The 25,514-nt window shown below is 67.8% G+C and carries 16 protein-coding genes; 7 read left to right on the top strand and 9 right to left on the bottom strand.

The annotated features are described in order from the left end of the window. Positions 1 to 13: 13 nt before the first annotated feature. Complete coding sequence (locus tag ACWDXS_RS18250; RefSeq protein ID WP_449966969.1) at positions 14 to 643, bottom strand: TIGR03086 family metal-binding protein; 630 nt, start codon at positions 641 to 643, stop codon at positions 14 to 16. A gap of 83 nt (positions 644 to 726) precedes the next feature. Here ACWDXS_RS18250 and ACWDXS_RS18245 point away from each other — a divergent pair, with 83 nt between their 5' ends. From ACWDXS_RS18245 to ACWDXS_RS18225, 5 genes are all read left to right on the top strand, one after another. Next, entirely contained in the window at positions 727 to 1,689 is a 963-nt protein-coding gene (locus ACWDXS_RS18245; protein ID WP_387445961.1) for a helix-turn-helix transcriptional regulator, read from the top strand. A gap of 176 nt (positions 1,690 to 1,865) precedes the next feature. After that, complete coding sequence (locus ACWDXS_RS18240) at positions 1,866 to 2,408, top strand: hypothetical protein (RefSeq protein ID WP_378989507.1); 543 nt, start codon at positions 1,866 to 1,868, stop codon at positions 2,406 to 2,408. A gap of 215 nt (positions 2,409 to 2,623) precedes the next feature. Next, a complete protein-coding gene (locus ACWDXS_RS18235; RefSeq protein ID WP_449966964.1) occupies positions 2,624 to 3,136 on the top strand; it encodes a hypothetical protein in 513 nt (170 codons plus the stop codon). An 82-nt stretch (positions 3,137 to 3,218) separates the two neighbouring features. Then, on the top strand, positions 3,219 to 6,623 hold the full coding sequence (locus ACWDXS_RS18230; protein WP_449966961.1) for an arabinosyltransferase domain-containing protein: 3,405 nt from the start codon (positions 3,219 to 3,221) through the stop codon (positions 6,621 to 6,623). Positions 6,624 to 6,785: 162 nt separating this feature from the next. Further along, positions 6,786 to 6,947, top strand: a complete 162-nt coding sequence (locus tag ACWDXS_RS18225) for a hypothetical protein (protein WP_156677619.1) — start codon at positions 6,786 to 6,788, stop codon at positions 6,945 to 6,947. A 72-nt stretch (positions 6,948 to 7,019) separates the two neighbouring features. On the opposite strand, the gene ACWDXS_RS18220 is transcribed toward ACWDXS_RS18225, so the two are convergent. Continuing rightward, positions 7,020 to 10,352, bottom strand: coding sequence for an arabinosyltransferase domain-containing protein (locus tag ACWDXS_RS18220; protein ID WP_449966957.1), 3,333 nt, complete (start codon positions 10,350 to 10,352; stop codon positions 7,020 to 7,022). Between the two features lie 78 nt (positions 10,353 to 10,430). Here ACWDXS_RS18220 and ACWDXS_RS18215 point away from each other — a divergent pair, with 78 nt between their 5' ends. After that, positions 10,431 to 10,928, top strand: coding sequence for a peptidylprolyl isomerase (locus ACWDXS_RS18215; RefSeq protein WP_378638030.1), 498 nt, complete (start codon positions 10,431 to 10,433; stop codon positions 10,926 to 10,928). A 170-nt stretch (positions 10,929 to 11,098) separates the two neighbouring features. Further along, positions 11,099 to 11,632, top strand: coding sequence for a hypothetical protein (locus tag ACWDXS_RS18210; RefSeq protein WP_378989501.1), 534 nt, complete (start codon positions 11,099 to 11,101; stop codon positions 11,630 to 11,632). A gap of 214 nt (positions 11,633 to 11,846) precedes the next feature. Here the strand turns inward: ACWDXS_RS18210 and ACWDXS_RS18205 are convergent, their stop codons facing one another. The 7 genes from ACWDXS_RS18205 to ACWDXS_RS18175 all read right to left on the bottom strand — a co-directional run bounded on the left by ACWDXS_RS18205 (position 11,847) and on the right by ACWDXS_RS18175 (position 25,400). After that, complete coding sequence (locus ACWDXS_RS18205) at positions 11,847 to 13,391, bottom strand: acyl-CoA carboxylase subunit beta (protein WP_378638019.1); 1,545 nt, start codon at positions 13,389 to 13,391, stop codon at positions 11,847 to 11,849. A gap of 4 nt (positions 13,392 to 13,395) precedes the next feature. Then, positions 13,396 to 18,654, bottom strand: coding sequence for a polyketide synthase Pks13 (gene pks13, locus ACWDXS_RS18200; RefSeq protein ID WP_449966952.1), 5,259 nt, complete (start codon positions 18,652 to 18,654; stop codon positions 13,396 to 13,398). Between the two features lie 97 nt (positions 18,655 to 18,751). Further along, the gene (gene fadD32, locus ACWDXS_RS18195; protein ID WP_378989499.1) at positions 18,752 to 20,662 is read right to left on the bottom strand and encodes a long-chain-fatty-acid--AMP ligase FadD32; all 1,911 of its coding nucleotides are present in this window, start codon (positions 20,660 to 20,662) and stop codon (positions 18,752 to 18,754) included. Positions 20,663 to 20,843: 181 nt separating this feature from the next. Beyond that, positions 20,844 to 21,863: an LLM class F420-dependent oxidoreductase gene (locus ACWDXS_RS18190; RefSeq protein WP_378638012.1), complete on the bottom strand. Its 1,020-nt coding sequence runs from the start codon at positions 21,861 to 21,863 to the stop codon at positions 20,844 to 20,846. Positions 21,864 to 22,003: 140 nt separating this feature from the next. Next, a complete protein-coding gene (locus ACWDXS_RS18185; protein WP_378989553.1) occupies positions 22,004 to 22,996 on the bottom strand; it encodes a cutinase family protein in 993 nt (330 codons plus the stop codon). Then, on the bottom strand, positions 22,990 to 23,493 hold the full coding sequence (locus tag ACWDXS_RS18180; RefSeq protein WP_378989498.1) for a DUF732 domain-containing protein: 504 nt from the start codon (positions 23,491 to 23,493) through the stop codon (positions 22,990 to 22,992). The genes ACWDXS_RS18185 and ACWDXS_RS18180 overlap by 7 nt, the downstream gene beginning before the upstream one ends. A 113-nt stretch (positions 23,494 to 23,606) precedes the next feature. Next, the gene (locus ACWDXS_RS18175; protein WP_378989497.1) at positions 23,607 to 25,400 is read right to left on the bottom strand and encodes an alpha/beta hydrolase-fold protein; all 1,794 of its coding nucleotides are present in this window, start codon (positions 25,398 to 25,400) and stop codon (positions 23,607 to 23,609) included. Positions 25,401 to 25,514 lie beyond the last annotated feature (114 nt).

Here is a 25,514-nt window from a genome sequence, read left to right as displayed (position 1 = left end):
GCCGAACCCCGGCTCACACAGCGGCGCGGCCCAGGTAGTGCAGGAGTTCGGCGGTGGGCGTGGTGGCCGCTGTTTCGACAACGGCGGCGTAGGCGCCCCACTGGCGCAGGGGTTCGATGATTTCGGCATCGGTGCCTGAACCGGGGGCAGGGTGGATGGTGCGGGCGGCGGTCAGGAGATGGGCGGAGAGGTCGTCGGTGAGGGGCGACGGCTGGCCGGTGGCGATCGCGATGTCCCAGGCGTGGACCGCGGCGTCGAGAGCGGCGAGGGAGGCCGCGACGGGGGTCGGGAGGTCGCCGTGCGGGAGTGGCGTGGGGACAGTGGTGGTTTCGTCGGCGACCGTGGCCCACGCCGCGGCGGTCTGGTCGACGGCTTCGCGGACCAGGGCGGCGGCGGAACCGTCGATCTCGCCGGAGGGGTCGAAGGGGTTGTAGGACGGGCCGGGGCCGACTCCCAGGGCAGCGGCGTAGGCGAGTTGGTCGCCCGCGGCGTGCTGGATGACCTGGGTGACGGTCCAGTCCGAGCAGGGGGTGGGCAGGTTCCACTGGTCGTCGGCGATCCCGGCCACGACGTCGCCGAGGGCCCGGTAGGAGGTGGCGACCACGTCGCGCCAGACGGTTTCGAGGGCTGCGGTGCTGTTCATGATGGTGCCTTTCGTTTCGGTGATGACTCCAGCCTAGAAACCTATTAGGCTTGTTTCTTTCCTAATTTTCGACGAGGTGGAAAATGGCTGCGACAACCCCGCGCGTCCTGCGTCTGCTCGCCCTGCTGCAGGACCGCGCCTACACCGGGCGCGAGCTCGCCGACCGCCTCGAGATCACCGAACGCACCGTGCGCAACGACATTTCACGGCTGCGCGAACTCGGCTATCCCGTCCACGCCGAACGGGGCGCGATCGGCGGCTACCGCCTCGGCCGCGGCGCGACCATGCCGCCGCTGCTCCTCGACGACGAGGAAGCGGTGGCGGTCGCGCTGTCCATCGCCGTGGCCCACGACGGCTCGCTCGCCGTCTCCGACATCGGCGACCAGCTCACCAGAGCACTGCGCAAGATCGAACAAATCCTCCCGAAACGCTTGCAGCGCAAGGTCTCCGCGTTGCGCGACGCCACCGAGATCGGCCCCGCCACCACCGGTTCCCGCGAACCGGACGCACCGGTCGCCGCGGGGATCCTCACCACCCTCGCCGACGCGGTCCGCCGCACCACCGCTGTCACCGTCGAAACCTCCGACGGTGCAACAGAACTCGAGCCCTACCGGCTGATCAACTGGCAACGTCGCTGGTACCTGGTCGCCTACAGCATGCGCACCCACGACTGGACGGCACTGCCTGCCGCCGGGATCACCCGGGCCGAGGCGGGCACCCGCGTGTTCGCCCCGCGCTCCCTCCCACACGACGACCTGGTCGCCTTCGTCATGCGTCATATCGCCTCCACCGGCTGGCGCGTCCACGCCCGCGTCACCGTCCTCGAATCCGCGGAGACCGTGATCGCCAGGATCAACCCGGCGGTCGGCGTGGTCGAGCCGATCGACGAGCACAGTTGCGTGCTGCTCACCGGCGCCGACGCGATGGAGACGATCGCGATCTACCTCAGCATGTTGATGATGGATTTCCGCGTCGACGGCCCGCCCGAGCTGGTCGCGCACCTGCGCACCCTGGCCCGCCGCTACACCGAATCGGTCGCCGGGTAGCCGCCGCAGATCGTGCCCCTTCCGTGCCGGAAGCAGGTGTTCATCCCGCTCGACGGCACTACACTGACTGGTGCGGCACGGTCGTCGCCGGCGGATTCGAACTCTCCCGGCGGCTGGCGTAGAAACCAGATCCTGCACGTCACGGGTCCCGGCGACCCGCTATCGGAGGAGGACGTATGTCCGATCCGTTGCACACGAGGGTGTGCCTCACCGGCTTGAACTGTTCCTGCCCGAGCATCAGCGTTTTCCTGGTGCCGGAACCGCTGGTTCTCGGCGGTCAGATGATGCACCTGCTCGAACAGGCGCCCCTCGCCGGGCGAATACCGCAACCCACCCCGGACGCCGAGCTGATCGACCTGATCCAGGCCGTGCGCACGCCGCTGGACACCCGGGGGCTGGCACGCGCGCAGCAAGTCGCGTTCTCCGGTCCGCGCCACGATCCGCCGGTCGCGCGCGAGGTGCTGCACGACCATCTCATCGAGGAACCCGCCCCATGGGGGCTGGATGTGGACGATCCCGCGGAACTGACCCGGCTGGCGATGCTGCCCGAGTGGCGCATCGGAGTGCGCCGCATCGATGATTTCCAGGCGCATTCGGTCCGCCAGGCGATGGAGGCCGTCTACCGGTATTTCGCGATCGACCAGCGCATTCCTCTGGTCTATCACGGCTTCGCCGACCCGCGCGAAGGCTGGTTCGCGCTGCGCGCATCAGCGGCGTGAGCTGATCCTCGCGGTGTGACGGCGTCGACCCTGTGTCTATCGACACCCGATAGCTACTGGTGTGCGGAAGCTCGATAGACCACAATATGTCCGGTCAGTGTCAACAAACCGCGCGGTCGGTGTCGCGGGGCGAGTACGCTGCGAAATGTTGGAAGTTCGGCCGACCGAAATCAGGTTTTGGTAGCGCTGATCGGTACGGATGCAGAGGTATAGCTATGACGCTCAACCGACCGGAGCGGATCGATCTTTTGTTGTCCCGGCCGCAACGAATCGGCCGTGAACCGGAACCGCGCGAGCAACTCGACTCGCTCGCCGCGATCGAGCGGGTCGTCATCGACGCCACCATCGCCATGCTCGCACCCGGCCAGAAATTCGCCCTGCTGTGGTCACTGCAGGTCGGCGAGCAAACCGTCGCCGGCGTGCAGATCAAAGAGCGCGACGGAACGGTCACCAACCTGATGCCGCCCACCGAGGTGCTCGAATACCTCACCGATCACAAGCGCATGTCCTACGACCCGAACATCGGGGCCTGGCTCAGCGCCGAGATCTTCATCGCCGGTCCCACCCGGTACAAGACCAACTACTCCACCGGCTCGGTCGCCGACTGGATGCCCGAGGTCACCGCCGACGACCTGCGCGCCGAATTCGCCGCCTTCCCGCGCTCCGACACCGAGATCCCCGACTGGGCCCGATCCCAGCTCGACTGGGCCGACCGCCGCACGGGTTGAGACGTACCTGCGCCGTCGCTGCGGCGGCCCGTTAGGAGCGGCGCCGACCCGCGCACAGGTTCGATGGCTAGCATCAGACCCCGTGCGACCGGACCGATCTGAACGAGCGTTCACCCGATACCGCCTGATCGCCCTCGTCTGTGGGCTGCTCGGGTTCGTGCTTGCCCTGCTCACACCGCTGTTACCGGTGCGCCAGGACCGCGCGAGCCTGGACTGGCCGCAAGCGGGCGCGACCAGCGTCGAGGCACCGCTGGTGTCGTATGTGCCGCAGCGGCTCGACGCCCAGCTGCCGTGCACGATGCTGAGCGGATTGCCGGGTCCCGGGGCGGAGAACCCCACCGCGACCACCCTGCTCACGACGATTCCGGTCGCCTCGGGCAAGGCCGACCGCGGACTGAGCGTCACCGTGCGTGACGGCGTGCTGGGGGTACAGGCGCGCGATGTGCCGATGCTGTCGGCGCCGATCGCCGAGATCGCCGGGTGTGAGCGGATCAGCATCGTCTCGACCATCGAGGCCACGACCGTGGAGTTCGTCGGGGCGGCACGCCAGGACGGGACGCCGTTCCGCAACACCGTCACCGTGGACAAGCGCCCGCAGATCGTCGGCGTCTACACCGACCTCGACTCGGCCGCTCTCACCGGCGCCCGGCTGCACGCCGATATCGACTCCCGCTTCACCTCGACGCCGACGACGCTGAAACTGGCGACGATGATCGGCGCCGGTGTGTTCACCCTGCTCGCGCTGATCGCGTTGCACTTGCTCGACACCACCGACGGCCGCCGCGCCCGCCGCTTCCTGCCCCGGCACTGGTGGCGGATCACCCCGACCGACGTGGTGGTGGTCGTGACGCTGCTCGGCTGGCATGTGATCGGCGCGAACACCTCCGACGACGGCTACATCCTCAATATGGCGCGCGCGTCGGGCCCGTCGGGCTACATGGCGAACTACTACCGCTGGTTCGGGGTGCCGGAGGCGCCGTTCGGCTGGTCCTACGAACTGCTCGCCTGGATGACGAAGATCTCCGACGCCAGTCCCTGGATGCGCCTGCCCGCGCTCGCCGCCGGATTGGTCTGCTGGGCGGTGATCAGCCGGGAAGTGCTGCCCCGTCTCGGTGCTCGTGTGCGCCGCGACAAGGTGGCGCTGTGGACGGCGGGCCTGGTGTTCCTCGCCTTCTGGCTCCCGTACGACAACGGCCTTCGCCCCGAACCGCTGATCGCGGCGGGCGCGCTGCTCACCTGGTGCCTCATCGAACGCGCCATCGCCACCGCGCGACTGCTGCCTGCCGCCTTGGCGATCCTCGTCGCCGCGTTCTCGCTGGCGGCGGGCCCGACCGGCCTGATCTGCATCGCCGCCCTGATCGCCGGTACCCGGCCGGTCATGCAGGTCATCATCAAACGCGCGCAGGGTCTGCGCCCGCGTCGGATCGCCGCCGACAGCGAGTTCGACGCCGCCGACGACCAACCGTCGCCCGTCGCCCGCAGTACGGCGAAGACGGACGCCACCAGCCCGGCTCGCACGAACAGCTCGGCAAGCCCGGACAAGGCGGATCGGCTCTCGCTGGGCGCCAAGATCTTCCGTTACGCCGCGCTGCTGGCCCCCGGCATCGCGGCGGGCACGCTGGTGCTCATCATCGTTTTCGCCGACCAGACACTGGCCACCGTCATGGAGGCCACCCGAGTCCGCACCCTCGTCGGACCGAACGTCGCCTGGTTCGACGAACGCACCCGCTGGGACTCGCTGTTCATGCTGTCGCCCGACGGCTCGCTCGCCCGCCGGTTCGGCGTCCTGGTGCTGCTGCTGTGCCTGCTCGTCTGCATCCTGCAGGTGCTGCGCAAGGGCCGCATCCCCGGCACCTCGCGCGGCCCGTCGGTGCGCATCCTCGGCATCGTCTTCGCCGCGCTCCTGCTGATGATGTGGACGCCCACCAAGTGGACCCACCACTTCGGCGTCTACGCGGGCCTGGCGGGTTCGCTGGCGGCACTGGCGGCGGTTGCGGTGGGCACCAACGGAATCAAGGCTCCACGCAATCGAGCGCTGTTCACCGCGGCGGTATTGTTCCTGCTCGCGATGACTTTCACCGGCTCCAACGGCTGGTGGTATGTCTCCAGTTACGGCGTGCCGTTCTGGGACAAGGCGCCGATGGTGGCGGGCAAGGGCGTTTCGACGCTGTTCCTCGGTCTCAGCATCCTCGCGCTGCTGGTCGCCCTGTACTTCCACCTGCGCGCCCCGTACCGGACACCGAGCGACACCGGGCGTTTCGACCGCTTCGCGACCATGCCGCTCACCATCGCGGCGGCCCTGCTCGTGCTGTTCGAGGTGGCGTCGATGGCCAAGGGCGCCATCACCCAGTACCCCGCGTACTCCATCGCGAAGTCGAATCTCAATTCGCTGCAAGGCAATACGTGCGGCCTGGCCAATGACGTTCTGGTGGAATCGAATACGGCCGATTCCCTGCTCACCCCCTATACCGGCGCCCCCGCCGACGGACTGAACGCCGAATCCACCGGCTTCACCCCGGACGGCGTGGCCGACGACCTCACCGCCGATGCCGACGAGACCGTGGTCGGCGGCGCCAACTCGGTCGACACCGATTCCGCCAACAAGACCACCAAGACCACCGGCGCGGGCACCGGCGGCGGCACCAGCGCCGAACCCGGCATCAACGGCAGCACCGTCGCCCTGCCGTTCGGCCTCGACCCCGCCCGCACTCCGGTCCTCGGCTCCTTCCAGGACGGCGTGCAGCAGCAGGCGAAGCTGACCTCACAGTGGTATCGCGTCGACCTCGGCGACAGCGTGCGCGACGATCCCGCGTATCAGGCCCTCGTGGTCACCGCGGCCGGGCGGATCCGCTACGTCGACACCGACGGCGTCGTGCACTACGGCCAGGAGTTGCGTCTGGAGTACGGCACCCGCGCCGCCGACGGTTCCGTCGAGGTGACGGGCTCGGTCGCGCCGATGGACATCGGCCCGGCCCCGTCGTGGCGCAACCTGCGTGTGCCGATCGATCAGCTGCCCGCAGGCGTGAACGCGGTGCGCCTGGTCGCCGCCGACAACGACATCACCGGCAAGCAGTGGCTCGCGGTGACGCCGCCGCGGCTGCCGAAACTGGCCACCCTGGACTCGGTGGTCGGCCGGACCGCGCCGGTGCTGCTCGACTGGCACGTCGGCCTCGCGTTCCCCTGCCAGCGCCCGTTCGAGCATCACGACGGCGTCGCGGAGGCTCCGCAGTGGCGGATTCTGCCCGACCGGGTCGGTTCGGACGCGTCCAACGCCTGGCAGGACGACATCGGCGGCGGCCCGCTCGGGTGGACAAATCTGCTCCTGAAGGCCGAGACTGTGCCCACCTATCTCGACCACGATCTCGGCCGGGACTGGGGCTCGCTCGAGCGGTTCACGCCCTATCAGCCGGCACCGCCCGCGAAGATCGGGGTGACTGTGATCGATCAGACAGGACGAGCGAAAGAACCGGCAATTCGGGCGCAGTAGAACGGCGTAGAGACTATGGCAGCGCAAGGGCAGTGACCGGGCACTTGCCCATGTCACTTACGAAACCCTCAGTGTCCGTTAGGGTTTCGGTTTGATGAAACACCTGTAAATGACAGCCTAAAGGTCCTGTGCCTGCACGTTTGAGCACGTACCCTGGTGGGTATGACAGGAGCCTTCGATGACATGGATCTACGAGATCTCGTCGAGTTGCTCAGCAACGACGAGAAGCAAGAACTACGACCGGCCGTAATGCGGGTACTGGAAAGACTGCCTTCACAAGAGGTATTACGCCGCGACCTGAACCGTCGCATGCTCAACGTCTGACTCCTGTCCCCCATCCAACCGAAAAGGCGCGGACCACATACGTGATCCGCGCCTTTTACTGTCCGGCCGAGGTCAGAACACCCGCAGCGGTCCCGGGCTCCACAGCCCGTTGCGCGCCGCCGTGCCGGTCTCGAGCTGCGCGGGCGTGGCCTGCGCGTACTGGTCGTAGCGTTCCAGCGAGCCCCAGTCGCGGGCCCAGTCGTCCTTCAGGTAGGTCGGGATAGTGACCCGGGCCGCCAGCATCTGCGTCATGCCGAGCGGACCACCGAACTCCTGCGCCTGCCAGGTGTCGGTCGACGAGATCGCCAGCGGGCGGTCCGGCAGGATCCGGTAGTTCGGCACCTCGGCCACGCCGTTCTTGTGCGCGAACGGACGCTGGCACGGGAACTGCAGGCCGACGGCCCAGTCCAGCAGTACCGGCTGGTCACGGCCGATGAACGTGTCCAGAGTCTGCAACTCGGGCACCCGCGGCGGGGTGAACGCCAGCCACTGGTCACCGATCAGGATCGGGTCGTTCACCATCACGCGCACCGCGTTCACCTCGGCCGGAAGGTCGGCCAGCGGCACGCGCAGGTTGCGCCACGACGGCGCGGGACCGATATCGCGCGGCTGGTAGGCGCCGAGCGTGGTGACGCTGCCGTCGGGGTTGCGGGTGCCGTATTCGACGAACAGCGCCTGACCGTACTTGTCGGAGCCGGAGTCGTCCTTGGAGGCGATGCGACCGGCCGCGCTGATCACGACCAGCGGCGAGTCGTCCGAGCGGGCGGGCAGGCCGTACCAGGCCGATTCCAGGTGGGCGGGCTGCTGCATGCCCTCCTGGTAGGAGCCGAGAATCGGGGTCTGCGCGGGGTCGAGGCCGAACGGCAGCGCCACGGTGGAACCGTTGACGCCGAGTGCGCCCTCACCACCGCCGGTGCCCGCGCTCTCGCCTTCGGCGAAGGCCGCGCCGACCGACTGGTTGCTGGTGTTGCCGGTGCCCGGCTTCACCTCGACCGCGTCGGCCGACAGATCGCCCGGCACGCCGTTGGGCGTGAACCCGACCGAGCCGGTGCCCGCGAGGGGATCGTTGGGGTCGGTGAACGGACGGGCCGGGTCGACGATGGGGTCGAGCCTGCCGCCGTTCGGGTCGGATTCGACCAGCACGTCATTGGCCAAGCCACACGAGTTGTCGCTCAGCGCGTCGATGTTGGAGCGGCCGAGCGAGTAGCCGGGATACTGCTGCGTCGCGCCCTTGACCAGCGAGAGCACTTCGAACAGCACCATCAGGCCGACCACGATGGTCAGCGGAATAGCCGCGAACTTGCGGATCCTGTTGCCGCGCTTGGTTTTCACCGACGGCACCGGCTTCACATAGTCCTCGCGCAGCGCATACCAGCCGACCAGGGCCAAGGCCACGCCGAACAGGACGAGCATCACCGTGTTCGAGTGGACGCCGCGCAGCGAGATGGTCTTGTCGAACCACGGCACCCCGTAGCTGGACACGTACCAGTAGCCGTTGATGCCCGAGAACGACAGCGCCAGCACGAACAGCAAACCGGCCAGGAAGATCGCCCGGTTCTTGCGGGAGCGCAGCGCGCTCTGCGACACCGCCACCGCCGTCACCGCCGCGAGCCCACCCGCGATGCCCGCGTAGGCGCCGAAGTGGTGGGTCCACTTGGTGGGGTTGAACATCATGAAGAAGATCGTGCCGAAGACGATCCCCATCAGCCGCCACGTCGGACCCGACGCGATCCCCGGCACCTGACGGCGGCGCAGCAGCACCAGCAGCGTCGTGAACAGGCACAGCAGCATCACCAGGAAGGCGAACCGGCGGGCCAGCGAGCCGTCGACGGTCTCGACGAACATGTAGTAGTAGCGCAGGTAGTCCTCGTACCAGGCCAGGTTCGGGCCGGTGGCCTGACGGACCCGGTTGGCTTCCTGGATGCCGGCGAAGGTCTGGTCGCCGTAGACCACGGTGAGCACGAGCACGCCCGCCGAGGCGATCGGAGCCAGCAGCGGCAGCGTGCCGAACTGGCGATGACGGCGCACGATGATCCGCACCAGCGGCCGGATACCGGCCAGCAGCGCGGCCACACACATCAAACCGGTCGGCGCGGCGGCGAGGGTGAACGCCGCGATCAGCACCGCGATGCCCGCGGGCAGCAGACGGCCGGTGGCGATGGCGCGTTCGATGGACACCCAGGTGAGCAGTGCGCCGAGGGCGACGATGGGCTCCGAGCGCAGGCCGTTGTCGAACGGCAGCCAGAACGCCAGGAACACCAGTCCACCGGTCCACAGCGCCACCTGCGAGCGCTTCACGGCATTGCCCAGGCGCGGCACCACCTCGCGGCTGATCACCATCCAGCACAGGATCGCGCAGATCAGCGCGGGCACGCGCACCCACGGGCTGGCCGTGGAGATCTCCGCGAAAACCTGGATGACGTAGTAGTACCAGCCGAACGGGGCCTCGGGGACGCCGTACCAGCGGAAGTAGTTGGCCGTATAGCCCGCGTCGGGGGCCACGCGCACCATCGACAGGATGTAGCCGTCGTCGGAGGTGTTGGCGCCGACGAAATGCCAGACCAGCAGCGTGCCGATCACCGCACCATCGGCCCAGGTCGGCTTCAGCCAGTTGCGCGGCAGGAAGCGGCGGTGCCCACGCCCGTCACTGCCGTCGAGGCGGCCCAGCGCGGCCAGTGCCAGCAGGGTGCACAGCACGGCCGCGATGATCGCGACCAGCTTGATCAGCGACGGGCTCGACGAGAAACGGGTGTCGATCGTCGAGGTGAGCGAAAGACCCTGCGGCACCTCGCCCTTCAGATCGGTGAACACGCCCACGATCTGCGGCCGCAGGTCACCGGCGAGTTGCCCTTGCACGGGCACCTGCACGGTTTCCACCGCACCGGGCTGACCGGCGATCGGCCGCTCGACCTGCTTGGTCAGTCCCACGAACTCCGCGGTCGTGCGGTCCTGATCGGACGTGATCAGGATCGCCGAGCACCCGTCCATCGCCGACCGGTCCGCCGACGCGACGACCGCATTGCGGTCCACCACATCGACCGCGGTATCGGAGACGCGCACGAACAGCGCCTCCAAGGCCGCCCGGTCGCCCTGCGGGGGCGCGGTCGCCAGCAGCATCCCGCCTTGCTCGGGCAGCGTCGACACGGCGCTACAGGGAATCGACACGTTCAGATCGATCGGCACCTGCGACATCAGCGGCGCCTGCACATTGCCGAGCGAACCGTTCTGCGGCCAGTTCAGTTGCGCGGTCGTCTGGGTGACCGGCAGAAACGGCGTAGCCACCGCGAACAGGGCGCCGAGAATCCCGGCGACCATCGCGATCCATCGCGCGGTCCGGAAGTCCTTCGCGGAGGCCACCGGTTCGGCAGGAGGCTTGGAGAGAACAGCTGTTGCGGCGTCTGGCACGGTTCGACATGCTATCTGTCCCTCGGTACTTGTGAGGGGTCGCACGCCTCAGCAGTGCACTTCCCTAGACTCGACTCCATGACCAAGGTGAATCTCGAAACCAATTACGGACCGATCGTGCTCGAGTTGGACGACCAGGCCGCGCCGAACACGGTCGCCAACTTCGTGAACTACGTGAACTCGGGCCATTACGCCGGCACCGTGTTCCACCGCGTCATCCCCGGTTTCATGGTGCAGGGCGGCGGCTTCGAACCCGGCCTGAAGCAGAAGCCGACGCAGGCGCCGATCCAGAACGAGGCCACCAACGGCCTGAAGAACGACAAGTACACCGTGGCGATGGCCCGCACCAACGACCCGCACTCGGCCACCGCCCAGTTCTTCATCAACATCTCCGACAACGCCTTCCTCAACCACACCGCCCCCCAGGGCCAGGGCTGGGGCTACGCCGTCTTCGGCAAGGTCACCGACGGCACCGAGGTAGTCGACAAGATCGCCGCCGTCACCACCGGCAGCGCGGGCCCCCACCAGGACGTCCCCGTCGACGACGTCATCATCGAATCCGCTTCTGTCGCCTAGTTCTTCGACGCAGCGTGCCGGGCCGCCACCGAATTCATCGGTGGCGGCCCGTTTTTCGATCGGCTCCCAGAATGCGATTACGGCCGTCGAGTCGTCGCCGATGCGATCGTGAAGGTGTCGCGGGGCACGGGGTACGGTGTCTCGACTGATCAAAGTTCTTGGGGGAATACGTGAAAGACCTTCTTTACTCGGTGCTGGGCGTAGTGTTCGGCGCCTTCCTCGTCTTCGGCGGAATCGTCACACTCAACAGTGGTGCCGACTGCGACGGCAAGGCCATGTCGGCGGGCCAGACCTGCGTGACGACCAGTAAGGGCTCGTCGGTGGAGCGTGACGCCGGCGAGCAAGAAGCCCAGAACAAACGCACCGGGTGGATGCTGATCGGCGGCGGCGCCGTGATGAGCATCGGCTCCGCGTTCTGGCTGCGGAGCAATCTCCGGTCGCGCCGGGCCCGCCGCGCCGCTACCGCACCCCAGGGCTACCCGCCCGTCGGCGGGCCGCCGCCCGCCCCCAACGGGCTGCCACAGGCGCAGGGCCACTGGCCACAGGGCGCACCCGCTCCGTACGGCGCGCCGCAAGCCCAGGGCCAGTGGCAGCAGGGACCTCCCGGATACGGCGCACCCGCCTACGCGCCGCACCCTCAGAATCAATCGCAGGCACCGCAACCAGGCGCCGGGTACAACCCGCACCCGAACTACCGGCGGTAACGGGTCGCACGCGATCAGACTTGGTCCAGCGAGTTCTCCGACCGCTACATTCTCGATCGGCGACCGGGTCATACCGGACCGGCGACACGTTCACAGGAGCGGTCGATGCCTCGGCTCCCTTTCCCGCGGATATCGACCTCGGGAAAATGTGATCCGGACTGCGCGAACGGGCCGCCTCGGAGAACTTCCCGGGGCGGCCCGTTCGAGGTTCTGGTTACAGCGGCAGGACGTGGTGCTTGCGCGGGTTGCGCTGGATCTTCTTGTCCTGGAGCAGCTTCAGGGCCCGGCGGAGTTCGAGGCGAGTGGTGGCCGGTTCGATGATGGCGTCGATGAAGCCTCGTTCGGCGGCTACCCAGGGGGTGGCTACGTTTTCGTTGTAGAAGTTGATCAGGTTCTGGCGGATGGCGGCGCGCTGGTCTTCGGGGGCGGCGGCGATCTGGGCGGCGCCCAGGAGGCTGACGGCGCCCTCGGCGCCCATCACGGCGATGCGGGCGGTGGGCCAGGCGAGGTTGATGTCGGCGCCGAGCTGCTTGGAGCCCATCACCGCGTAGCCGCCGCCGTAGGACTTGCGGACCACCAGGGTGATCTTGGGGACCGAGGCCTCGACATAGGAGAACAGGAAGCGGCCGCCGCGCTTGATGACGCCGACCTTCTCCTGTTCGACGCCGGGCAGGAAGCCGGGGGTGTCGACGACGAAGATCAGCGGGATCTCGAAGGCGTCGCACAGGCGGACGAAGTGCGAGGCCTTGTCGGAGGCGCGGGCGTCGAGGGCGCCTGCCGCGGCCATCGGCTGGTTGGCGACGACACCGACAGTGCGGCCGTCGATACGGGCGTAACCGGTGATGATGTTCTGGCCGGTGTCGGCGCTGATCTCCTTGAACTCACCGTCGTCGAAGATGCGCAGCAGGATGTCGTACATGTCGTAGCCGGCATTGTCGGAATCCGGCATGAACGTGTTCAGCTCGCGGTCGGAATCGGTGATCTCCGGCTCCAGACCGGGGTTCACCACCGGCGGCAGTTCCTGGCAGCTGCTCGGCATGTAACCCAGGTACTCGCGCACCCAGGTGAAAGCCGCTTCCTCGTCCTTGGCGACGTGGTGGATGTTGCCGTACTGGGCCTGCGTGCGCGCACCGCCGAGCTCCTCGAGGCTCACGTCCTCGCCGGTGACCTCTTTGATGATCTTCGGGCCGGTGACGAACATGTGCGCCGACTCGGTCGCAACCACCACATCGGTGCAGATCGGCTCGTACACCGCGCCGCCGGCGCAGTTACCGAGGATCACCGACACCAGCGGAACCATGCCGGACAGCGGCTCGAGATTGGTCGCCATCCAGGCATACCAGGCCAGCGAGCTGATCGCTTCCTGCACGCGCGCGCCACCGGAATCATTGATGCCGACCAGCGGGATGCCGACCTTCGACGCGTACTGCATCAGACCGCACAGCTTGCGACCGAACGCCTCACCGACCGAACCGCCGTACACGGTCTGATCATGGGAGAACACCGCCACCGGGCGACCCTCGACCTTGCCGTGGCCCACGACGACGCCGTCACCGTAGAGGGCGGTCGGGTCGCCGGGCTTGCGCACCAGCGCACCGATCTCGACGAAGGTGCCGGGATCGAGCAGCTGGTTGATCCGGTCGCGGGCACTGGGAATGCCCTTGTGCGCCCGCTTCGCGATGCCCTTCTCACCAGCGGGCTCTTTGGCGAGCTCGAGCCGCTCGTGTAGATCGGCAAGCTTTTCGGCGGTCGTGCTCACTTACTTATTCTCCCTTAGCGGAAATCGCGGCCAGTTTGGCGGCGAGGTCGGCACCGATCTGGCCGATCCGCGGTTCGTCGACAATCTGCAGGTGGTCGCCGGGGATGCGGACCACTTCGAGGTTCGGAATGTACTCGTCCCAACCACCGTTGGGCTTGCGGTCCGCGAAACGCGGCTCGAGCTGGATCATGCCGTCGTGGTAGCGATCAGCCAGGTAGAGCACGGCGTCACCGTCGTACCGAGTCGGCTTCGCCTTCGCGAGATGACGGCTCTCGATCCACGAGGTGCGCTGGTGTTCGAGCACACCACCGGGGATTTTCGCACCGGTCAGCTTCACCAGGCTGGCGACGATGTCGTATTGCTCTTCGTCGTTGGCCTGGGCAAGTTCCTGGAGTTGCTCGTCGGGCAATTCGCCCTCGACCCCATAGGTGGTCTTGGCGAACTGCTGGTAGCGCTGGATACGGCGCACCCGCTCCTCGGGGCTGTTGTCCTCGCCCTCGACCGGAAGAGCCAGGTCGATCAGACCGACAACGCGCACGTCGGCGCCTTCTTCGCGAAGGAGCTGAGCGACCTGCAGGGACAGCACCGCACCGAGCGACCAGCCGTACAGCACGTACGGGCCGTTGCCCTGCAGCTTGCGCAATTCGGGCAGGTACTGGCGCGCGCGTGCTTCGATATCGCCTTCTACCCGCTCGAATCCGTACATCGGGGTGTCCGCGGCGAGGCGCTTCAGCAGCGGCTCGTACACGAGGGTGTTGCCACCCGACGGATGGAACACGAACACCGGCACGGCATCCGAGCCCTCGGCACGCGCCCGCAGCGGACGCACGAAGCCGTCGACGTCGGCGCCACTGTCCTGCAGATTGCGCACGATTTCGGCGAGCTGTTCGATCGACTCGCAATCGAGCACGTCATCGACGGTGACCTCGGCCTTGACCCGCTCGGTGAGGCGGGCCGCCATCTTCTCGGCGACGTCCTCCTCGAGGATCGGCAAGGTGTTGTAGACACCACCGGGCGAAGTGCCGGTGACAACCGCCCAGGTGGCGTAGGCCAGGCGCTCAGCCGCGTCACGTGGCGGAACGTTGTCCTCGTCACCGGCGGCGGCATCGGCGAAGTAGTCGATGTCGGCAACCACCGGCTCGGCAGCAGTCTGCTCCGAAGCCGATTCACCCGCAGTCGCTACGTCGGCGGCAGCGACCGGAGCAGCGACATCGGCCGGCGCGGCATCCGAAACCGGTTCGGTAGCAGCAGCTTCCGACGACAGCTCGGCTTCGGCCTTCTTCGCCACCGCCAGCGGATCCTCACCCGCGGCGATCGCGGCCCGAGCCGCCTCGACGAAGTTGGCGTCGACACCCAGCTCGACATCTTCACCGGCGGCCTTGGCGGCAGCCTGCTTCTCCGCCATCGCCGCGACCTCGTCGCGATGCTCGATCGCGTAGCGCAGCACCTTCGACACCTCGTTGAGGCTGGCGTCGCGCACCGCGGAGATCTGCAGCTGCGGGATGTCGAATTCGTATTCGACGCGGTTCTTGATGCGCATGGCCATCAGCGAATCGAGGCCGAGCTCCATCAGCGGGATCTCCATCGGGAGGTCCTCGACGGCGTAACCCATGGATTCGGCGACGATGACGCACAGCCGCTGCTCGATGGTCTCGCCGCTGTCGGCGCTCCAGCGGTCGCCGGTGGCGATGGCGATCTCGGCGGCGGTGGGCTCTGGCACGGCAGCCGGAATCGCGACGGCGGCAACCGGTTCGGGCAGCGCCGCACCGGAGGTGACGACCGCGTCGAACAGCAGGACGAACCCGGTGCCGGACTTGGCGTGCACCTGGACCGACGCGCCACCGAGGTGCGGAGTCAACGTGGTGGTGAGCGTGCCCGCGGTGGGCAGGGCAGCGTGCGGATGGGACACCGAGACCGCGACATCGGAGAGAACCTGGGCGGCAGCGGCTTTCACCAGCGCGGCCAGGTTGCTCACCGAAGTGGCCTGAACCTCCCAGGCGTGACGGCCGTCCGGCATGGCCACGTGCGCGCCGGGCACGCGAGTGTTCCCGCCGCCCGAGGTCATCGAGACCTTGGGCCAGTACTCCTTGCGCACGAACGCGGTTCGCGGCACATCGGCGTAATCACCTTCGGGCAGCAGCGAACTCAGGTTCACGGCATGGCCGTGCACGTAGAGCTGGGCGAGCGCGCCGATCACACCGGCGGACTCGTCCTCCTTGCGCTTGAGCGTGGGAATGAGCTGCGCGTCGTGCACGCCCGCCGCGAACGTGGTGCCCAGAACCTGCATCAGCGCAACGGAATTGGGTGCCAGTTCGAGGAAGGTGGTGTGCCCGGAGTCGACGGCGGCCTTCACCGCGTTGGTGAACCACACGCTGTGGCGCAGGTTCTTCACCCAGTAGGGCTCGTCGTGGATCGGATCGGAACCGGGCTTGAAGTACAGCCCCTCGTGCACGGTGGAGTACAGACCGGTCTTCAGCGAGGTCGGCTCGATGCCCGCCAGTTCCGCGGCGAGTTCGCCGAGCAGCGGGTCCATCTGGGAGGTGTGGCCCGCGCCGCGGGTCGGCAGGATGCGGGCGAACTTGCCCATCGCCTCGACCTCGGCGACGATCTGCTCGACCTGCTCACGCGGACCGCCGATGACGGTGTTGGTCGGCGCGGCGTACACCGCGCACTCCACGTCGGGGTACTTCGGCAGCAGCAGCGCCACGTCGTGGGCGCTGAGTTCGACCAGTGCCATATTGCGCACTTCGTCGTCGGTGAGCATCTGCTCGCCCTCGCCCATCAGGCGCGAGCGGGCGCAGATCACGCGCACCGCGTCTTCGATCGTCAGGCCACCGGCGATGTAGGAGCCGGCCACCTCGCCCATCGAATGACCGACCACCGCAGCCGGTTCGGCGCCGTGCGCGCGCAACAACGCGGCGAGGCCGAGCTGGATGGTGAAGATGCCGACCTGGCAGGTGCCGACGTCGTAGTCCTGCTCGTCGTCGAGGAACATTTCGCGGATCGAGTAACCCGCTTCGTCCTGCACGAGCTCGTCGACCTCGTCGACGGTCTTGCGGAAGATCGCGTTCTCGCCGTAGAGCTGCTTGGCCATCTTGCGATGCTGGGAACCGAAACCGGAGAACACCCAGATCGGACCGTTGGACGCGGGCGAATCGGCGGTGAACACACCGGCGCCCGGCTTGCCCTCGGCGATGGCGCGCAAGCCCGCGACGGCCTCTTCGCGGGTCTTGGCCACCACCACGCCACGTGAACGCTGGTGGCTGCGCTTGGCCAGCGAGCGGGCGACATCGGTCAACGCGACATCGGCGCCCGCGCCTTCCAGCCAGTCGGCCAGCTCGGCAGCGGCCCGCTTACGACGCGACGGCAGGTAGGCGGAAACGGCAAGGACCACGGGCAGCGGCTCGTCGCGCTCGCCGTCCCACTCGACGAACGGCGGCACCGGCTCGACCGCGGCCTCGGTGATCGCGACGGCCTCGGCGACCACATCGGTGGTCTCCTCGCCCTCGATCTCCTCGGCGGCGACCTGCTCAGAGGTGACGTCCTCGACGACCGGGGCCGTGGGCACGTACTCCTGGAGCACCACGTGCGCGTTGGTGCCACCGAAACCGAAGCCGGAGATGCCGACGGTCGCGACGCCGCTGTAGCGCGGGTACTCGGTGGCCTCGTCGACGACCTTGAGGTTGGCCTGCTCGAACGGGATGTAGGGGCTCGGGCCCGCGTAGTTGATGTTCGGCGGAATCACGTTGTGCTGGAACGACATCAGCACCTTCGCGAGAGCGGGCACGCCCGCGCCGGACTCGAGGTGGCCGAAGTTGGTCTTGGCCGAACCGAGCAGGGCGGGCTTGTCCGCGTCACGGCCGCGACCGATCACCCGGGCCAGCGCCTCGGCTTCGATCGGGTCGCCGATCGGCGTGCCGGTGCCGTGCGCCTCGATGTAGTCGACGGTGTTGGGGACGATGCCCGCATCGCGGTAGGCGGCGCGCAGAACATCGGCCTGCGCGTCGGGGTTGGGCGCGAACAGACCGTTGGAGCGGCCGTCGGAGTTCACCGCGGAACCCTTGATGACGCCCAGGATGTTGTCGCCGTCCCGCTCGGCGTCGGCCAGGCGCTTGAGCACGACCATGCCCGCGCCCTCGGAGCGAACCATGCCGTCGGCGTCGGAGGAGAACGCCTTGATGTGCCCGTCCTTGGCGACGGCGCCGTTCTGGTCGAAACCGAGGGTGATGACCGGGGCCAGGATCATGTTCACGCCACCGGCGAGCGCCACCTCGGCCTCACCGCTGCGCAACGCGCGCACGGCCTGGTGCACCGCCACGATGGTCGACGAGCAGGCGGTGTCGACGGTGACCGAAGGGCCACGGAAGTCGTAGAAGTAGGAGACACGGTTGGCGATGATGCCGGTCGAGCCGCCGAGCAACGCGTATCCGCGCGATGAGGCGGGCGCATCGGGATCGGTGTCGCCGAGACCGAGCGAGGCGATCATCTGGAAATCGTTGGTGGACGAGCCGACGAACACGCCGACCTGACCGCCCTTGAGGTCGCTGGCCGGGATGCGCGCGTGCTCGAGCGCCTCCCAGGTGAGCTCCATCATCAACCGCTGCTGCGGGTCGACCTGCTCGACCTCGATCGGCGACATCGCGAAGAACTCGGCGTCGAAGCCCTTGATGACGTCCTGGTCCAGGTAGCCGCCGAGGGTGTTGGCCTGATCGATGGACTTGGCCACCGATGGGTCGGTCAGGAACTCCGACCAGCGACCCTCGGGCAGCTCACGGATCGCGTCACCGCGACCGATGATGAACTCCCAGGTCGACTCGGGCGTGGTGCCCGCACCCGGCAGACGCGTGGACAGACCGACCACCGCGACGTCGTGCGCCTCGGAAGGCGCGAACGCGGCCGTGTACTCCGAGGAATCCTCGGCGGGCGGCTCCGGCTCACCGTGCACGATGACCTCGGCCAGCGAGGCGATCGTCGGGTGCTGGTAGACCACCGTCGGGGTGAGCACCACACCGGTGAGGTCCTCGATGTCACCACCGAGGGCGAGAGCGTCGCGCGAGGCGAGCCCGAACTCCTCCATCGGCCGGTCGACAGTGATCGCGTCGACCGACTGCCCGGTCGCATCGGCGACCCAGCGGCGCAGCCATTCGCGCAGCTCGGCTACCGAGAGCTCACCGCCGGTCGCGGGGGTCTCGGGCGTGCCGTCGTTGTCACCGGAGGAGGTCATCGCACGGTCTTCATTCTGGGCGCCATCGTTGTCAGCCATCAGTCCTCAAGCTACCTGTCTGTGTGCAGGGCGCGCCGTGGAACTCGACGCCCGGCATGCACAGGGCACGCCGGGCGTCGTCTCCGTGTCGAGCCAATTACTCTTCCGGTGCATCGGGGAAAGCCTGCTGGGTGTAACCACCGCGCAGCGTTCCCTCGAGGTAGGCGGCCTTGCAGGCGCGCCGGGCGATCTTGCCGCTGGAGGTCCGCGGGATGGAACCCGCGGGGACCAGCAGGATGTCACGAGCGGTCACACCATGACGCATCGAGACCGCGGCACGCACCGCGTCGGCGATCGGGCCGGGATCGGCCTTACCGGCGCCGGGGCCACGTTCGGCCACGACCACCAGCTGCTCGGACGCGTCGTCGACGTCGAACTTCAGGCCGGAATGGCTGTCGGCGGCGAAGACCTCGGCGGGCAGCTGGTTGGCAGGCACCGCGAAGGCCGCGACGAAACCAGGACGCAGCGCCTTGGAGGCCTCCTGTGCGGAGTACTCCAGGTCCTGCGGGTAGTGGTTGCGACCGTCGACGATCACCAGGTCCTTCACGCGACCGGTGATGTAGAGCTCACCCTCGAAGTACACGCCGAAGTCGCCGGTGCGCATCCAGTCGGCATCGGGATCGGTGCCGTCGGTGTGCCCACCTTCGATGGGCTCGGTGACCTTGTTGCGGAACGCCTTGGTGGACTCGGCGGGGCGACCCCAGTAACCGATGCCCATGTTGTTGCCGTGCAGCCAGATCTCGCCGACCTGACCGTCGGGCAGCTCGCGACCCTGCGCGGTGTCCGCCGATTCGGGATCGATGATCGCGGCCCACTGCGACAGCCCGACGTAACCACACGACACCTGCGCGATGGCGGTCTCGTCGGACTGGTCGACGCGCACCATGCGGCCCGCGTTGAGCTCGTTGCGGTCGACGTAGACGTACTTGGCCTCGTCCTCGGCGCGGGTGGCCGAGACGAACAGCGTGGCCTCGGCCATGCCGTAGCAGGGCTTGATCGCGGTCTTGGGCAGACCGTACGGCGCGAACGCCTCGTTGAACTTCTTCATCGAGGAGACGGTCACCGGCTCGGACCCGTTGATCAGGCCGATCACGTTCGACAGGTCCAGCGACTCGCCCGCCTTGGGCACACCACGCGCGGCGGCGTGCTCGAACGCGAAGTTCGGCGCGGCCGCGAACGTGCCCGCACCGTCAGAGACGGCGGCCAGCTCGTTGATCCAGCGCGAGGGGCGACGCACGAACGCACTCGGCGACATGATGGTGATGAACTTGCCGCCGACCGCGGGCAGGATCACCGTGAGCAGGCCCATGTCGTGGAACAGCGGGAGCCAGGTGACGCCGCGCGAGTTCTCGTTCATGTTCAGCGAGTTGATCATCTGCAGCAGGTTGGTGCCGACCGCGCGGTGGGTGATCTCCACACCGGCGGGCACCCGGGTGGAACCCGAGGTGTACTGCAGGTAGGCGATGTCGTCGATCGCGGTGTCGGGGCGCACCCAGGAGTCACCGAGGGTGTCCGGGATCGCGTCGACGGCGATGATGCGCGGGCGCTGCGCGGCGGGCAGCGAGCGGAAGAACTGGCGCACACCGGCGGCCGAGGAGGTCGCGGTGAGGATCGCCGAGGGCTCACAGTCACCGAGGACGGCGTGCAGGCGGTCGGTGTGACCCGGCTCGTCGGGATCGAACAGCGGCACCGAGATGGTGCCGGCGTAGATCGCCGCGAAGAAGGAGATCACGTAATCCAGGCCTTGCGGCGCGAGGATCGCGACCCGGTCGCCCGGGTTGGTCACCTGTTGCAGGCGAGCGGCCACCGCGCGCAGCCGTACTCCGAACTCCTGCCAGGTCAGCTCGTGCACCTCGCCGTCGCGTTCCCGCGAATAGTCGATGTAGCGGTACGCGAGCGTATTCGCATCGTTACGGGTGTGCTTCTCGACGTGATCGACCAGGGTCCGACCCTCGGGAATGTTGATATTCCCGGTTGCGTCCAGGTAGTCGTCGAAAGTCTCTTCCATTCCTTCTTCTCCTTGCGAGGACGCGATGACAAGCTCTGCGGCCTCGACTCGCTATATCGCCACCGGCCGTCGAACTCACACGAACGTGCGTCGACAACCTGCGGATTTTCGAGCGGTCTGCGCGGTGACCGCTATCGGCTAGATGTTCTCAAACCAGAGTCATGTTACAGAGAGCCCCCGCTCAGTCCTCCCGCAGCAGCGGAATGACAGGCGCGAATGCGTCCATCTGGGTGGGGAAGATGCCCACATACGACATCGAAGTGAGTTGGCGCACACGCTTGACCTGTTCGGCGATTTCCTCGAACGTGCCGATCGCGATGTACGGCGAGCTCAGGATTTCCTCGACGGTCAGTTCGACGTCGACTTCGAGGTCGGGATGCAGGCCGCGTTCGATCGCGCGCAGCGCCATCTCGGCGGTCTTCTCCCGGTCGTCGGTGATGACGATGGCGGTGATGGCCCAGTTCAGTTCGATATCGGCGAACCGGTCACCGGCAGCGGCCTTGACGATGTTGACCTTCTCGATCGTCTTCTCGAGGGTAATGCCCGAGAGCAGGCCCTTGCCGTTCTTGGTGGTCTGCGGGACGACCGAGACGATATCGGCGTGCTTGGCCGCCAGCGCCAGCATCTTCGGACCGCCGCCACCGGTACACAGCGGCGGGCGCGGGCCCTGCCGAGGGCGCGGCGTGCCCTTGATGCCGCGCACCTGGTAGTGCTTGCCCTCGAAATTGCACTCCTGGCCGCGCAGCAGCGTGTCCAGGATGGTCAGCGACTCGTCGAGCTTCTCCAGCCGGATGCCGGGACGCTCGAACGCGATGCCCGCGTTGTCGAACTCTTCCTTGATCCAGCCCGCGCCGACGCCGACCTCGAGGCGCCCCTTGGACAGGACGTCGAGGGTGGCCAGCTCCTTGGCGACCACGACCGGATGACGTAAACCATTGGCCAGCACCGAGGTGCCGAGGCGGATCTTGGAGGTGGCCTGCGTGAGTGCGCCCAGCGCGGCGATCGGGCCGATCTGATCGCCCAGGTGATCAGGAACGAAGAAGGTGTCGTAACCCATCTCTTCGGCTTCCTGCGCCGTCTGAACGAACTTGCGCGCGCCACCTTCCTGCTTGTTGCCCTCTCCGGCCGCTCCGAAGCGGAACGGACGCAGCGGCGTACCCAGCGCGGTCAACTCACCGACGGGTGCGGCAGCTTCGGTCATGAACTCTTCGCTCCTGGCTGGTGTGTACTCGGGCGCAATTCCCAGCGCACTTTACAGCGTGTGAGCGATCCGGCGTGCGGATGTCACAGCGAGGCATGATCCATGGCAATCACGCCCCCACTGTGACTGTGACAACTCCGTCAGGAATGGGGCGGATGTGGCGCGTTCTCGATGAGCCCCGCGGCCCAATTCACCGTCCATTGAGTGGCCGTTGTGCCGTTGCCGTCCACCGTGTTCGAGGCGTACAGCGCGTGCACCGGGTTGCCCGCCGAGCGGATCAGCGCCGCGAGACTGCCCAGCGCGTTGGCCGGATTGAGCGCCTGGCGCGGCGCGTCGCAGATCATGTCGCCGGGCGCGCAGAGGGAGTTCACCTTCGGTGCCAGCGTGCCGAAACCGCCGGGCCGCGGACCGGTCATGCTGATGCCTGGCACGTTGACGCCCTTGAGCGCCACCTCGGCGCCCTCGCCGGCGGGCGGCGGATCACCGATCTCGGTGGGCTGCCCCGGGCCGGTCGCGGTGCGGCGGCCGTCGGCGATCACTGTCACGCCGAGCACGTTGGCCTCCGGGATCGGGCCGTTGCCCGCGCCGATCTGGGCGGCCACGTCACCGGCGATCACCGCGCCCTGGGAGAAGCCCGCGATGACGAAGTTCGTCAACGGGCATTCCTTGTGGCGCTGAGCCAGCACGTCGGTAGCGCGCGCGGTGCCTTCGGTGCGGCTGTTGTTGTAGGAAGCCTGACCGTCGGGCGGGAACGCGATCGGGTTCGAGAACTGCGCCACGTACGGAACCGTGTACACCTCGAGCCGGTTGTCCGGGAACTGCGCGCGCAGTGGCCCGGACACGCTGAGCATCAACGAGATCGGGTTCGCCTGCGGGTTGTACGGATCGTCGGCGCTCGACGACTCCCAGGTGCCCGGGATCGAGAGCAGCATCACATCGGGGCAATCGGCCGACTGCGACGTCGGCGGCGGCGGGCCGGGCGGCGTCGGCCCCGGCTCCTTCAACCGGCCCGCGAGCAGGTACCAGAGCAGCACGATGACGATGATCGCCAGCACGAGCAGCGCCAGCACGGTCAAGCACCCCGCAGGCCAGAACCTGCGGGTGCGTCGCGTCGGTCGGGGCGTCACTAGCAGTAGGTGGAGTTCGCGGCAGCGATGTAGATCTGTGCTGCCTTGTTGACGTCCATCTTCGAGGCGTCGAAGGACGGGTCGGTGCCCGCCATCGCCGCGACGAAGGTGGCCACGTCGGCGTCACTGGCACCGGTGCCCTTGGTGGAACAGATGTAGGTCGCCGTGGTGATCGCGGTCGTCTGGTCGCCCGGGGTGATCCCGTTCTTGGCCAGCTCGTCCAGGAACGCCTTGTCCTTGCCGGTCGCGGGTGCGGCGGCGCTGGTCTGCGGGAGGGGCGTCGGCTCCTCGGCGGGCGCACTGGTCTCCGGCGCGGTGCTCGACGGGGCCTCGGCCGGCGGCTCGATGACCACGGGCGGCGTCGTCGTCGACTTCGCGGCCGCGCTGGTGGACAGGGTGGGCGTCTGCGACGCGGTCGAGTCGTTGCCGCCACAGGCGGACAACAGGGCGACGGCAGCCAGGGCCGCGACCGATCCGGCTACCGTGCCAGGGATCCGATGCATGAAGATGTCTTTCCTCGATCGTTCGTCAGGGAAGCGGTCGCAGACCAGGCTAGCCGGAGGATCGGCACTGCCGGGCACTGCGCGGCGAAGCTCAGAGAGTTCTCAGCCCGAGATCACACCCCGTGGACTTCGGATTTGCCGTCTCGCACCACGATGAACCCGGTCTGAAAGTTCTGCTGGATTCCGCCGGGAACGGTGAACTCGTCGCTCACCGGATACCCGAGCCTGCCGTTCTCGAACCCCTGCGCGCCCCAGGCGTCGGCGAGCGCGCCGTTGCGCACCGACCAGGCGCCCGAGAGCGGGCTCCAATAGATGTTGCCGCCCTCGAACCGGCTGAATCGGCCGAGATCCTTCAGCGGCGCCTCCTCGGCGACCGGGAAACCGAGCGGGCTGTTCTCGAAGCCGAGCTGGCTGTACTTGTCCAGGACGAAGCCCTGCACCCGGTGTGCGCCGGTGGCCGGGCTGTAGAACATCGGACCGTGTTCGAAGGCCTGTACCGAGCCGTCACGGCTGGGTGTGCGCGCCTCGGCGGCCACCGGGTAACCGGCGGGACCGCCCTCGAAACCCTGCTTGCCCCACTCCTCGAGGAACGCGCCGCGCATCACCTGCGCGCCGGTCTGCGGGGTCCAGTAGATCGAGCCGCCTTCGAAGGTCTGCATGCGCCCACGCCCGTCGGGCAGGCCGTGCTCGTCGCCGGTGGGCATGCCGAGCGGCGAGGCCGGTCCGCCGATACCGGCGTAGGTGCCGCCGATGCGCCCGCCCACCGCGTGCGTGCCCGCCGCCGCGGAATGGAACACCCGGCCGTTCGGGAAGTCCTGCACCATTCCGGTGCCCGCCGGGTATTCGGCGGTGAGGCAGTTACCCAGCCAGTTCGCCGCCTGCGCGACCCCGGCGATGGCCCCGCCCAGCGTGCAGGTGGCGCCGCCGGGATCGGTCCCGAGCGCCGCGGCGGCCTGCGACCACGACTGACGCATCTCGAAATCCCAGTACGGCCAGGTATGGGTGCCCGCGGGCCGGTAGTTCGCCTGCACCGGGATCGCCAGCTTCTCCAGCTTGGCGACGAAATTCTGGGTCGACAGGCGCGAGAGGATCTCCAGGCCGGTGCCCGCCCAGTTCTCGCTCATCAACGGCACTTCGCCGAGCTGATCGTGCGAGCCGGCCAGGCCGCTGCCGCTGGAGACGTACATGCTCACGCCTTTGAGCTTGTCGGCCAGCAGGTACGGGTCGTGCGCCTCCCATTCGGGGCTGCCGGGCGGGCCCCACATCGCGCCCGCGTCGAAACCGCCCGCGTCCTTGTTGGCGAAGGTGATCGCCTGCGGCATGCCGAGTGTCGTCGTGGTGAGCAGGCCCGAGTACGAGGCCACGTATTTCATCAGCCCCGGATTGCGGCCCGCGAGGTTCATCGCCGCCGTGCCGCCCATCGAAAGTCCTTGTACGCCACGCACATCCGTGGTTCGCCAGTCACGTTCCAGGATCGGCGGGAGTTCCTTGGTCAGGAAGGTCTCCCACTTGTAGGTGAAGCCGTTGTCGGGCGCGAGCCAGTCGGAGTACCAGCTCGACTGACCACCCACCGGCAGCACCACATTGACGTTCTTGTCGGCGTAGAAACCCTCGGCGTCGGCGTCTTTGGTCCAGCCGTTCTCGTCGTCCTGCGCGCGCAGACCGTCGAGCATGAGCATCATCGGGAACTTCGCGTCGGGGCGCACATTCCAGTCCCGCGCCAACAGCATCTGCACCTGGATCGGGGTCTTCATGGCGGCCGAGTACACCCACAGCGCCACCCGCCGATCCGAGAGCCAGTCCACCCGCTGCACCGCCGACACCGCGGGTTGCGCCTGCGCCGGAACGGCGACAGTTGGCGCGAGCAGCGCCGCCGCCATGGCCGCGATGCCGAGGATCCGCCGCATCGGCGCTGAAACACTATGAACCGAGACACGATGTTTCATCACACGCGACCCTCCTCATCCCGGAATTGGGACACAGCATCACCGTCGGTTGTACCGCAATAATGAGCGATAACT

The organism is Nocardia sp. NPDC003183 (assembly GCF_053590715.1).
This window is presented reverse-complemented; position numbering and strand designations above follow the sequence as displayed.